Genomic DNA, 13,003 nt, shown 5'->3' with positions numbered 1-13,003 from the left:
CCTCTTTTCGTTGGCGTATCTGCGAATGAATTACAGTTTTCCGAGTTTGATTTCCTCTACCACGGCAGGGTCTAGCAGGGTAGTCGTGTCGCCGAGGTTGTCGAGTTCGCCTTCGGCGATTTTGCGGAGGATGCGGCGCATGATTTTACCCGAGCGCGTTTTCGGCAGGCCGCTCACGAACTGGATTTTGTCCGGCTTCGCGATGGGGCCGATGATGCGGGCTACGGTTTGCATGATATCTTTCTTCGTGAGCTCGGGATCTTTTACGTGCAGTTCGGAGATAACGTAAGCGTAGATGCCCTGGCCTTTAATATCGTGCGGATAACCTACCACGGCGCTTTCCACTACGCCGGCGTGCATGTTGATGGCGTTTTCCACTTCGGCGGTGCCGATGCGGTGGCCGCTGACGTTGAGCACATCGTCTACACGGCCGGTGATGCGGTAAAATCCGTCTTCGTCGCGAAGGCAGCCGTCGCCGGTAAAGTAGAGATTTTCGTACGTAGAGAAGTAGGTGGTGCGGCAGCGTTCGTGATCGCCGTAGGTGGTGCGGATCATGCCGGGCCAGGGGAACTTGATGCAGAGGTTGCCGTTCACGCCGTTGCCGGTGATTTCCTGACCGTTTTCATCCACGAGTATGGGTTGGATGCCGGGCAGCGGAAGGGTGGCGTAGCCGGGTTTTTCCGGAGTGATGCCGGCGATGGGGGCGATCATGATGCCACCGGTTTCGGTTTGCCACCAGGTGTCGGTGATGGGGCATCTGCCTTTACCGATCTGGTCTTTGTACCAATGCCATGCTTCCTCGTTGATGGGCTCGCCCACGGTACCGAGGGTGGTGAGGGAGCTGAGGTCTTTATGGTTGACCGGCCCGAGCCCGAAGCCCATGAGGCTGCGAATGGCGGTGGGCGCGGTGTAGAGCACGTTTACGCGGTATTTGTCGACGATGTCCCAGAAACGGCCGGCGTCCGGGTAAGTGGGAACGCCTTCGAACATGAGCGTGGTGGCGCCTGCGCTGAGGGGGCCGTACACGATGTAGGAGTGGCCGGTGATCCAGCCGATGTCTGCCGTGCAGAAAAATACCTGGCCGGGTTTATACTGGAACGAATTGATGAAGGTGTAGTTGGCGTAAACCATGTAGCCGGCGCAGGTGTGCACCACGCCTTTGGGTTTGCCGGTGGAGCCGGAAGTATAAAGGATGAAGAGCATGTCTTCAGCATCCATTTCTTCTGCAGGAACGGGCGGGTTGCCTTGTGTTTCCACGGCTTTGATCTCGTCTTCCCACCACACGTCGCGGCCTTTCAGCATGGAAACCGGGGTGCGGGTGCGGGTGCAGACGATCACTTTTTTCACGGAAGGGCAAGCCATGAGGGCATCGTCTATCACGGATTTGAGCGGAATGTCCTTCGCGCCGCGGAAAGCCCCGTCGCAAGTGATCACCAGGCTGGCCTGGGCGTCCTGTATACGGTCGGCGATGGATTGTGCGGAGAAGCCGCCGAAAACCACCGAGTGGATGGCGCCGATGCGGGCGCAGGCCAGTACAGCGATGGCGAGCTCGGGGATCATCCCCATATAAATACACACACGGTCGCCTTTCTTCACGCCATTATTCTTCAGCACATTGGCGAACTGGCAAACTTTATTGTACAATTCACGGTAAGTAAGGATGCGGTGGCGCTCCTCCGGATCATTGGGCTCCCAGATGATGGCGGGCTGATTGCCCAGGGTGCCCAGGTGCCTGTCTAGACAGTTTTCGGTAATGTTCAGCTTCGCACCGGTGAACCATTTTACGTCCGGTTGCTTGAAATCCCATTCCAGCACTTTATCCCATTTGCGGCGCCAGTAAAAATGGTCCGCCACATTGGCCCAGAATCCCTCCGGATCCGTAACACTGTGCTGCCAGGCCTGTTTGTATTCGTCAAAACTCTTGAGTTGGTACGGGTACGACATGATACCAGATAGATTAAAATGTTTTTAACAGTTTTTTTAACGGGCCTTAAATTTAAACAATTAAGTTTGAACAATATCAAATAATGATCAAATAACATTGGAATTGTTTCAATAATGAAGAACGCCCGGTTTTGCGGCCGGGCGTTCGTATTTCGCTGAAATGCTTGTTAATGGAGGGTTTTGACCCGCTCTTTCACATACGTGTGAATGTCCGTTTCGTTTTTGGTTTCGGGCTTGGCGCTCTTCAGGTAAAGCTGGTAGTGCCTTTTCGCCTTTTGCGGGTCTTGCATATGCTGGTCGTAAATCCGCGCGATGCCGTATTGCCGCATGGGTTGTTTAAAGAGATAATACGCCGTATCATAGTAACTGATCGCCGCGCGGTAGTTCTTCATCTTCTCGTAATTGCCCGCCATGGCCGCATAGTAACTGTCGAGGGATTTCGATTTCGCCATGTTGACGCATTCCAGCAACATCGAATTGCTTTTCTCGTACTGCTTTAATTCACCGTATGACAATGCCGCATAAAACTTCATGGTTTCCGGGGTGTCGCCCACCAGCTCCATGAAAAAGTCGTGCACGCGGATACAGCTGTCGTACCGCTTCATATTGTAATAGGCGGCCGACAGGTAAATATAAGCGAGTGGCGCCGTGGCGCGCGATTCCATGATTTGTCTGCCGTAGCGCACCGCATCGTCGAACTTGTTCAGGTTGAACGAAGTTTTCACGAGCATGGCGTTGATGTTGACGTTCATGCTGTCTGTCACATGATATTTAATCAACAGGCTGTCTGCCTTGCCAAATTCCTTCCTCCCCATGTATTCATCCGCGATGAATGTCACCGTACCGGGATCGAGCGGGTTGATAGCGTAGGCTTTTTCCATGTAAACAGCTGCCGAATCCTGCAGGCCCACTACATTGGAAGCGGCGCGGGCGAGCTGTTTCCAGCAGGCGGCGCTGTTCGGCCGCAATCCGGTCAGCCGCTGAAAGTGGGGGATGGCCTGGGCGTACAGTTGCTGTTGCGCCGCCATGGTGCCCAGTTGCTGGTTCGCGGTGATGTGGTTGGAATCGATGGCAAGAATGCGTTTGTAGTAATGCGCGGCTTCGGAGGATTGCGCGTTCTGGTAATACGCATTGGCGAGGATGACCAGCCCGTTGGGATGCGTCGGCTGCACCGTTTTCTCCATATAACGGATTACCTGTTCAAATTCCTGGTTCTGCAGGTAGCTCATCAGCAAATCATTGTCGACTTTATCCTGCGCGGAAACACCGCCGCAAATCACAATGGAAAGGAGCGTAAAAAGGAATCGCATAAGCGTGGATTTCCTGTAAAACTAAGAATTTAGTTGATAAGTAAAAATTAAAATTTTCAGGGGCTGGACGGGTTGGAAGGTTCGGCCGGAGAATCACCTCCGCTTCTGATGTGCACATCCTGCTGGGGAAAGGGAATCTCTATGCCGTGGCTGTTCATCGACTCGTAAATTTCCCGCAGCAGTTCGGATTTGACCGTCAGTCCCACGGCGATGTCTGTCCAGAAAAGCAGCCTGAAATCCACCGAGCTGTCGTTCAGCAAATGGATCACGACCAGCGGCGCCGGCGATTGCTGAATGTCTTTTTGCGCCTTGATGGCTTCTTCCAGCAAAACCTGTACCTGCTTCAGGTCAGACCCGTACGCCACGCCCACGATCAGTTCGCTGCGCTTCAGCTGCGTGGTGAGCGTCCAATTGGTGATGTGCTGGGAGAGGAGGTCGCCGTTCGGGACGATCACCACCGATCCCTCGACCGTCGCGATCTTACTGGCCCTGATCCCGATTTCTTTCACCGTCCCGGATTGCGTCCCGATATCTACCACGTCCCCGATCTCCACCGGCTTTTCGAACGCCAGGATCACGCCGGAAACGAGGTTGTTCACGATGTTCTGCAAACCGAAACCGATGCCCACGCTCAGCGCGCCGATGATGATGGTGAGTTTGTCCATCGGGATGCCCGACGCCGTGAACGCCAGTAAAATGCCCGCGCCTAAAACACCGAGGCGGATGAGCAGCACGGCGCTGTTCCAGCGGTTCTTCTTTACGGACCCGGAGCCGTCTTGATGCCCGAAGATGAACATCATCACTTTACTGATCTGGAACGCGACCCAAATCACCGCGATGAAAATGAAAATGCTGGAAAAGCTGAACGTAGTGTTGCCCAGTTTGCGGTCTGCTTCCAGGAAGGCGAGTACCGTATCGCGGATGATGCCGTAAATATTGAGGTTGCGCAACAGGATGGCGAACCAGGCTACCGCCGCCAGGAGGTACAGTGTAGACCGGAGGCTTTCGCGGATGCGGTTGAAATCCAGGAACGCTGCGAACCGGCTGTTGGATTTGCTGGCTTCCAGGTGCAGGTAAAATGTTTCGAACAGCAATTGCACGAGCACCACGAGCGCCTGTGCGGAGATGAGGCCGAACACGGCGCTGATACCGAAGAATTTGGCCAGCATCACCCGTCCGAAGAAATTGGCGAACATCGCGGCGATCATCATGGCGATGGCGAGGTATACCACTATGCGGGTATATTGCGGCCAATTGTAGGCGGTTTCCTGTTCCTGCCTTTTCAAAAACCGCCAGCAAACGAACAGCATGGCAGCCTGCAGTCCGAATTGCGCCCACCGTTCCGTGAAAGAGCTTTGCAGCAGGAGGTTGAGCAATGCGTACCCTACGTATACGGCGAGCATCGTTCCCCACAGCCAGCGCATCCACACGGGCATGTCGCGCGTTTGGAGGAGGCCCACGCAAATGGCCAGCACGGTCCACAGCATTACCATGAAAATGATCGGCGGGTTGGTGTAGAGGAAAGGCCCGAGCGTGAAAATGAAGATGAGCGAGGTGAGCAAGGGTTGCCGCGCGGCGAAGCGCGTATTCCCGAAAATACCTTTTTTATCGTGATGATATTTTTTGATGCGGTGAATACTGGCCATCATCCATCCGAAATAGGCGAGGAACAGGGCGAGGTTGATCAGGTGAACGTCCCGGTTGTAGCGGAGGTAAAACGTGAACACGCGGTGGGTGGCGAGGATGGAGCCTTCCATCACTTGCGGGAAGCTGTTTTCGTAATCGGCGGGCCGTGCGCTCCAGAGGTCTTTTTCCTCTCGTTTCCAGATGTTCCGCTGGGCGGTTTTCAGTTTAAAGTCGACTTCGTCGAGCATATCGGTGATGGCGATATAATTCATGGCCACCCGGTTTTGGAGGAGGCCGAGGCGGAGGAGGCTGTTGCGGTTGGCGGTGTCTGCCTGCAGCCATTTGCGGTTGAGTTGCGACAGTTGGTTGACGTACAGCGATTGCAGGCCGGGGTCTTTGGGCAGGCGTTCGAGCACCGTGTCGTGGAGGATTTGGTTGATCTCGCCGCTCATATCGGTTACTGCGCGGCTATAGGATGAAAGCGATTGTTGCCACCGGTTGTGGGTTTGTTCCATTTCGAGGAGGATGACCTGGAGGGCGTTGAGGCTCCTGATATTGAGGGCGCGTGGATTGGTGAGGATGCCGGTGTGGAGGATTTTGACGAGGCGTTCCGATTCCGGGAGCTGGGCGGAAATCTCGGTGGTGTCGAACCCGCGGCGGAGGGTGTTGTTGACGCGGTTGAGCATTTTGGTGATATTTTCCACGCGCTGGACCGCGTCCGTTACCACCGTATCGGAAGTTTTCTGTTTTGCGTCGGGCGTGATGGGGACCTGGACCGACTGTGCGCTGGCGGCCATCTGTAGCAGAACGAGGCAAAGGAGCGTGCAAACACGGATACTCATACGAATGGGTTGTATTGGAAAGTTAACTGAAATGTTGACGCTTCGGTTCATTTCCGGGCATAAAAAAGGGCCCGAAGGCCCGATTGAGTTGTGTAAAAGTTGATAACGTTCGATCAGCGGGGCGCGTCGGGCGCCATGGCGATCATCATCACCGTATTGTCTACCGGTGCTTCCAGGGTCATTTCCTGGTAGGTGAGGGTAGCGTACCCTTTCATGCGGGTAACGTCCAGCCGGTGCACATCGTGCCCGGGAAGGAAATGCGATTCCTGGCCGTGAACGGTGACGGTGACATGCGAGATGTTCCGCCCCTCCTGGTGGTGGAGATCGTTCAGGAAGCGGGAGATCGTGGTGTAGATGGGCTGATCTTCAGGGCCGGGTGGCGGCATGTGTAATGGCATGGCTCTCGGTTTTTGGGTGTTTGACAATGGTTCCGCCGGGCGGGGCGGAGGGTTATTGCAATGACGGTTCAAAATGGCCCAAAACGGTCTGCCGGGCGTTAACGCTTCCTGAAGCGGTTGCTCACACTGGCAACGTTTTTCAGCAGTTTGTCGCCCACGGAAATGATCTTGTCCCGCTCGGCGTTGCTGATCGGGTAGGCCCCTTTTGCTTTCCGGTAAAAAGTGGCATTGCTCCATCCGCATTCACTGCAGACGTGGTCCCGGAACGATTTTGGCAGCTGAACAAGCTCACTGTGCAGGTATACCAAAAGGTTGTGGGATGAAATCGGCGACGTTTCCATGCAAAAAATTTTATCATTTTGATTTGTTCTGGCACAAAATGTCAATAAAAATGTTATATTGATATTGTCTGTATCACATTTTATATTGACAACGATTACAAGTATACCAAAATATCTTTACATTGGAGTCGGTTTCAAAAAATATAATTCACGAAGGTGCGCGGCTCAAGCAGATCGTGCGGGACCGGGGTTTGAAGATCCTGGACTTCGCCAGGCAGGCAGGTTTCAGCAACCAGATCGCGCATTATTATTTCCGCAAGGAGGCCATCAAGCGGTCTACCCTGCTGGAGTTCTGCACAATGTTGGGCATCAGCCTCGATGAATTTTACGGGTGGACGCATCCGCGCCGTGCGCTTCCGCAGCCGTTGCAGGACCTTCACCATGGCCACCGGCTGGACGCCCTCATCGAAGAGAAAGGGTTGAACAAGACGCGCCTCGCGGGCCGCATGGCCCTCAGCAGGCGGGCGCTGTACAACCTGCTGGATAAACCCGCTTTCACGGGCGATCAGCTCAAAAAAGTCTGCCAGGTCCTGGAAATCAGTCAAAAAGAATTCCTCGGCGGCGCGGTAGACGAAGACGGGGCGGAACTGGCGGAAACGGAAACCTGGAAGGATAAATACTATAAACTCCTGGAAGATTACAACCAGGCACTGCTCGAAATTGCCCGGCTCCGGGAAGGCGCATCAGCCACAACTTGATAAAAAAGATGCTGCCACCAGATAGGGCAGCAGCATCTCCAGGGTTTCACAGGTCAGGAACTTGAGGGCTGGATGTTAACAAATCACAGACGAAATCTATAGCTAATTACCCCACAAAAGTATTGGCACCGAGTTACTTGAAGATTGCGGATCGGGAAAATTTTTACCGCGATGAGGAAAAAAAGAACGGATTTACATATATTAGCAATCCTATATCTGTAAAACGAATCTATCCCTCGAACTATGAAACACTGCCTATTCGCCATGGCCATGTGCCTCATCCTGCTGGTGGGGAAAGCTCAGCAGGCATCCGCTCCCGAAGTAAAGGAATTTGAAACGTTCTGGAAGAAAGTGCACACCGCCATCATGAAAAAAGACTTTCCCGCCGTGTCCGGCTACATCGAATTCCCCCTCGTTGTCCGCAAAAGCATCTCCGATACGGCCGTTTACACCGTTTCCGCCAAAGATTTCGCGGCTTTTTTCAACGGCTACCTCGAAATGCCCGCCCGCGACCAGTTCATCAACAAGTACGGACTCCTGAAATCCCGCCGCGATCTGAGCGACGACGACAAGTCCATGATTTCCGAAGATGCCGCCACCATGGAAGATTTCGAGTTCCAGAAAGTAGACGGACAGTGGAAACTGGTATACGTTTACGCCACCGCCGGGGAATGATCTGATCGTATTTTTACATATAAATTAAATCGCTACCGATAAATTTTACACGGCATCTTCTAATTTTTTGAAGGGAAAAACAATTATTCCCTTAATTTTGCACGATTTTTTATGCGCTGAATTCGCACGGGAAATCGGATGGTTTTTCATTAAAAAACAGCTAATAACGAAGATGCCCAAAGACACATCAATCAAATCGGTTCTCATTATAGGTTCCGGTCCCATTATTATCGGTCAGGCTTGCGAATTTGACTATTCCGGCTCCCAGGCGGCCCGCTCCCTGCGGGAAGAAGGGATCAAGGTAATTCTCATCAACTCCAATCCGGCCACGATCATGACCGACCCCATGATGGCCGATAAGGTTTATCTGTTGCCGCTCACCGTCGAAAGTATCGAGCAGATCCTGGAAGAGAATGAAATCGACGCCGTGCTTCCCACCATGGGTGGCCAGACGGCGCTGAACCTTTGTAAGGAAGTGGACGAACTGGGCATCTGGGAAAAATTCAACGTCCGCCTCATCGGGGTAGACATCAAGGCGATCGATAAAGCTGAAGACCGCGAGCAGTTCCGCCAGTGGATGATCCAGATCGGGATCCCCGTTGCGGAGGCCCGCACGGCCAACTCCCTCCTCGAAGGCAAGGAATTTGCCCAGGAAATCGGGTTCCCCCTCGTCATCCGCCCCAGCTTCACCCTCGGCGGCACCGGCGGCGGTTTCGTGCACGATAAGGACGAGCTCGACGAAAAGCTCGACCGCGGCCTCAAAGCCTCCCCCGTTCACGAAGTGCTCGTGGAAAAGGCAGTACTTGGTTGGAAAGAATACGAACTGGAACTGCTGCGCGACAGCAACGATAACGTGGTGATCATCTGTACCGTTGAGAACCTCGACCCCATGGGCGTACACACCGGAGATTCCATCACCGTGGCCCCGGCCATGACGCTCTCCGACACCGCGTTCCAGGACATGCGCAACAAAGCCATCATGATGATGCGCGACCTCGGCAACTTCGCCGGCGGCTGTAACGTTCAGTTCGCCATGAACCCCGAGAACGAAGAGCTCATCGCCATCGAGATCAACCCCCGCGTATCCCGCTCCTCCGCCCTCGCTTCCAAAGCAACCGGGTACCCCATCGCCAAGATCGCTTCCAAACTCGCCATCGGCTACACGCTCGACGAACTGGAAAACCAGATCACCCGCACCACCTCCGCCTATTTCGAGCCCGCGCTCGACTACGTAATAGTAAAAATGCCGCGCTGGAACTTCGACAAGTTCAAAGGCGCAGACGATACCCTCGGCCTACAGATGAAATCCGTTGGCGAGGTAATGTCTATCGGCAGAACCTTCACCGAAGCCATCCAGAAAGCCTGCCAGTCGCTCGAAAACGACGCCGTAGGCCTCGGTTACTACGGTAAATCCCTCATGAAAAGCGACGCACTGCTGGAAAAACTGAAGCGCCCCACGTGGGACCGCATCTTCCGCATCAAAGACGCGCTCATGGAAGGCGTTTCCGTGAAATCCATCCACCAGGCCACACAGATCGACCGCTGGTTCCTGCACCAGATCAACGATATCGTGACCCTGGAAAAACAGCTCATGGAGCACGACCTCGATTCCGTGCCCCTGCACCTGCTGAAAGAAGCCAAGCAAATGGGCTTCTCCGACAAACAGCTCGCCCTCATCTTCACCAACTGCGAAGAAGACGAAGTATACGAGAAACGCAAGGCCGCCGGCATCGTGCGCACCTATAAAATGGTTGACACCTGCGCCGCCGAGTTCGAAGCGAAAACCCCTTATTTCTACTCCACTTTCGATACCGAAAACGAATCCATCCCTTCCGATAAGAAGAAAGTGATCGTGCTCGGATCCGGCCCCAACCGCATCGGCCAGGGCATCGAATTCGACTATTGCTGCACCCACGGCCTCCAGGCCATCCAGGAATCCGGTTACGAAGCCATCATGGTGAACTGTAACCCGGAAACCGTTTCCACCGACTTCGACATGGCCGACAAGCTGTACTTCGAACCGGTATACTGGGAGCACCTCTGGGAGATCATCGAACTGGAAAAACCCGAAGGCGTGATCGTTCAGCTGGGTGGCCAAACCGCCCTGAAACTCGCGAAACGCCTCACCGAAAAAGGCATCCGCATCATCGGCACCTCTTTCGATAACATGGACATCGCCGAAGACCGCGGCCGGTTCTCCGACCTGCTCAAAGACCTCGGCATCCCGTACCCCAAGTACGGCACCGCTTACAATACAGACGACGCCATCGAAGTGGCGAAAGAAGTAGGATACCCCGTTCTGGTGCGCCCCTCCTACGTTCTGGGCGGTCAGCGCATGCGGATCGTCATCAACGAAGACGAACTGGAAAAATCGGTGCTCAGCCTGCTGAAACACCTGCCCGGCAATAAAATCCTCATCGACCACTTCCTCGACCGTTGCCAGGAAGCCGAGATCGACGCGATCTTCGACGGTGAGAATTTCCACGTGATGGGCGTAATGGAACACATCGAGCCGGCAGGTATCCACTCTGGCGACTCCAACGCCGTGCTGCCCGCATTCAACCTCACCGGCCTCGTGGTGACTACGATGGAATATTACGCGGAAAAGATCGCCCGTGCGCTCGATATCCGCGGATTGATCAATATCCAGTTCGCCATCAAAGACGGTAACGTGTTCGTGATCGAAGCCAATCCGCGCGCTTCCCGTACCACGCCGTTCATCGCCAAGGCGTACCAGGTGCCATACCTGAACATCGCCACCAAAGTGATGCTGGGCGCCAACAAGCTCACCGATTTCACCATCAGGAAGAACCTCAAGGGTTATGCGATCAAGGAACCGGTGTTCTCTTTCAACAAGTTCCCGGGCGTGAACAAGGAGCTCGGCCCCGAGATGAAATCTACCGGCGAAGCCATCCGTTTCATCAAAGACCTCCGCGATCCTTACTTCCGGACTTTATACAAAGAAAGAAGCATGCACCTCAGTAAATAAGAGGTGGCAAAACATACGAAGGACCGCGCCAGGCAACTGGCGCGGTTTTTTTGTGCGCAAAATCTCCGAAAATCGGAGAAACCCGGTTTGGCCATATGGCGCCGCCATCCTACATTGCAGCCAACATTGTTTGTGACCGATGAAAAACCACTCGTGGAAAGTTGCGCCTTTCCTGCGCCTGTTGCCGTTTTTGGCGGCAGGAGCCATTACCGGGACGTTCGTTCCCGCCATTCCCTGGATCATTATGACGTGCTGCCTGCTTTGCTGGGCCGTGCCGCCGTTGCTGAAACTTCGTGCACGGTTTGCCCTGCGTTGGTTCCAGGGAGCGGGCGTGACGGGAACGGTTTTTTGTGTGGGGATGATGTTGCCCGTGGCAACGGATATCCGCCAGGATCCGCAATGGATCGGGCATTGGGGGAAAGATACCTTGCAGATGGCGCTGACGCTGACGGAAGCGCCGCAGCAGAAAGCCCGATCCTGGAAAGCGGAATGCAGGCTGGAAAGCGTGTGGGAAAACGGGCGGGCGATACCGGCGGAAGGGGCCATCATCCTGTATTTCGCCGATGATCCGAAGGCTGCTCCAGGCGACCGGCTTTTTGCCTGCGCACGTGCGGAGCCCATCCGGAATGCTGGGAATCCGGGCGGATACGATTATGCGGCGTATTGCGCGCGCCGCGGGATTTTTCACCGGGCGTTCGTTACAAAGGCGCAGTGGTGGCGGCTCCCGGGGAACGGGCTTACCCTGCCGGAGCGATGGCTGTACAACGCACATGCGTATACGTTGCGGACGTTGCAGCGCCATGTGCCGGGGAAGGAGCGCGCCGGTATCGCGGAAGCCTTGCTGGTGGGGTATCGCGCCAACCTCGACGCGGATGTGGTTCGGGATTACACGAATACGGGCGTCGTGCATATCATTGCCATATCCGGACTGCATTTGGGGTTGATTTACCTGGGCGGTGTCGCCTTGTTGCGATGGTTGCCAAAACGTAGATGGGGCAATGTTTTGCGGGCTTTATTATTGATCGCGGTACTTTGGTTTTTCTCGCTGCTCACGGGGGCTTCGGCGTCGGTATTGCGATCTGCCGTCATGTTCACGGCCATCGCGGCGGGGAGCTTTCTCATCAGCAGGCATGTTTCTCCTTACAATAACCTGGCGGCGGCGGCTTTCCTGCTGGTCGCGGCGAAGCCCTCGTTTTTGGGGGACGCGGGTTTTCAACTGTCGTTTCTCGCAGTGGCGGGTATACAAATTTGTTACCGTCCACTGTACGGGGTTTGGTTGCCCCGATGGTCGTGGCTCGACAAAATCTGGCAACTGGCCGCGGTTTCGCTGGCGGCGCAGGTGTTCACATTGCCGGTGTGCCTGTATTATTTCCGGCAGTTCCCGGTGTATTTCCTGCCGGCCAACCTGGTGGCGGTGCCATGGAGCACGATGTTGCTGTACGGAGAACTGCTGCTGATGGCAGTTTCGGGTTGGGATTGGGCGGCGGATCGGGTAGGGTGGGCCGTGGGATGGGGGGTCGGAGGGATGAACGCCGTCATCGGTTGGCTCGGCGATCTTCCGGGCGCGGTATGGAGCCGGATCCGGATCACCCTGGCGGAAACGATAATGTTGTATGCGGTAATCGCATTGTTTGTGGCGGCGGGGGCGGTAGGAAAGAAGCGCTGGATGTGGGGTGCGGGCATTTTGATGGCGGTGTGGTCGGCGATGCACGGCTGGGAGAAAATAAACGCCTCCGCACAACGGCGGCTCGTGGTGATGAATATTCCCAAATCGACGCTGGTGGCGTGTGTGGATGGGCGTGAAGGATGGTACGTCGGGGATAGCACGCTGCAGGGAACGAGTGCTTTGCAGGGAGCCGGGTGGTATTGGAATGTGAACGGATTTTCGTTTGTGCCGGGGAGAAAGTTGGTGATCCTCGGGGAGAAGCGGCTCCTGGTGCTCGACGGGAAACTACCGGCTCGTCCACCTGCCGTAAAAATTAAGATAGATTATATTTTATTGTCACATAAAGCGGATGTCAATATCAGTCGCTTGCATGAATATTTCATATATGACCTCCTGATTTTTGACGCTTCCGTGCCTTCATTCCGGCTAGGGGAATGGAAAAATGCGTGTAAGGAACTAACTTTGCGCTGCTTTTCGGTTCCGGACGAAGGAGCCTTAGTCGTAAATCTCTAAT

General features: G+C 54.7%; 9 protein-coding genes. 4 read left to right on the top strand and 5 right to left on the bottom strand.

The window, feature by feature from the left end:
• Positions 1-30 precede the first annotated feature (30 nt).
• The 5 genes from acs to EJ361_RS06805 all read right to left on the bottom strand — a co-directional run bounded on the left by acs (position 31) and on the right by EJ361_RS06805 (position 6,461).
• The gene (gene acs, locus EJ361_RS06825; protein ID WP_126244618.1) at positions 31-1,944 is read right to left on the bottom strand and encodes an acetate--CoA ligase; all 1,914 of its coding nucleotides are present in this window, start codon (positions 1,942-1,944) and stop codon (positions 31-33) included.
• 167 nt (positions 1,945-2,111) lie between these two features.
• The gene (locus EJ361_RS06820) at positions 2,112-3,254 is read right to left on the bottom strand and encodes a tetratricopeptide repeat protein (protein WP_126244616.1); all 1,143 of its coding nucleotides are present in this window, start codon (positions 3,252-3,254) and stop codon (positions 2,112-2,114) included.
• Between the two features lie 56 nt (positions 3,255-3,310).
• A complete protein-coding gene (locus EJ361_RS06815) occupies positions 3,311-5,722 on the bottom strand; it encodes a mechanosensitive ion channel family protein (RefSeq protein WP_126244614.1) in 2,412 nt (803 codons plus the stop codon).
• A 113-nt stretch (positions 5,723-5,835) separates the two neighbouring features.
• A complete protein-coding gene (locus tag EJ361_RS06810; RefSeq protein WP_126244612.1) occupies positions 5,836-6,120 on the bottom strand; it encodes a hypothetical protein in 285 nt (94 codons plus the stop codon).
• Between the two features lie 98 nt (positions 6,121-6,218).
• Positions 6,219-6,461, bottom strand: a complete 243-nt coding sequence (locus EJ361_RS06805; protein WP_126244610.1) for a hypothetical protein — start codon at positions 6,459-6,461, stop codon at positions 6,219-6,221.
• Positions 6,462-6,583: 122 nt separating this feature from the next.
• Between EJ361_RS06805 and EJ361_RS06800 the strand changes: the two genes are divergently transcribed.
• The 4 genes from EJ361_RS06800 to EJ361_RS06785 all read left to right on the top strand — a co-directional run bounded on the left by EJ361_RS06800 (position 6,584) and on the right by EJ361_RS06785 (position 13,002).
• Entirely contained in the window at positions 6,584-7,159 is a 576-nt protein-coding gene (locus tag EJ361_RS06800) for a helix-turn-helix domain-containing protein (RefSeq protein ID WP_126244608.1), read from the top strand.
• 243 nt (positions 7,160-7,402) lie between these two features.
• Positions 7,403-7,834: a hypothetical protein gene (locus EJ361_RS06795; protein WP_126244606.1), complete on the top strand. Its 432-nt coding sequence runs from the start codon at positions 7,403-7,405 to the stop codon at positions 7,832-7,834.
• 172 nt (positions 7,835-8,006) lie between these two features.
• On the top strand, positions 8,007-10,823 hold the full coding sequence (gene carB / locus EJ361_RS06790) for a carbamoyl-phosphate synthase large subunit (protein ID WP_126244604.1): 2,817 nt from the start codon (positions 8,007-8,009) through the stop codon (positions 10,821-10,823).
• Between the two features lie 139 nt (positions 10,824-10,962).
• A complete protein-coding gene (locus EJ361_RS06785) occupies positions 10,963-13,002 on the top strand; it encodes a ComEC/Rec2 family competence protein (protein WP_126244602.1) in 2,040 nt (679 codons plus the stop codon).
• Position 13,003 lies beyond the last annotated feature (1 nt).

Origin of the sequence: Chitinophaga rhizosphaerae, assembly GCF_003958645.1 — a bacterium.
Taxonomy (GTDB): domain Bacteria; phylum Bacteroidota; class Bacteroidia; order Chitinophagales; family Chitinophagaceae; genus Chitinophaga; species Chitinophaga rhizosphaerae.
The sequence above is the reverse complement of the archived record's forward strand: the minus strand, read 5'-3'. Positions and strand labels throughout refer to the sequence as shown.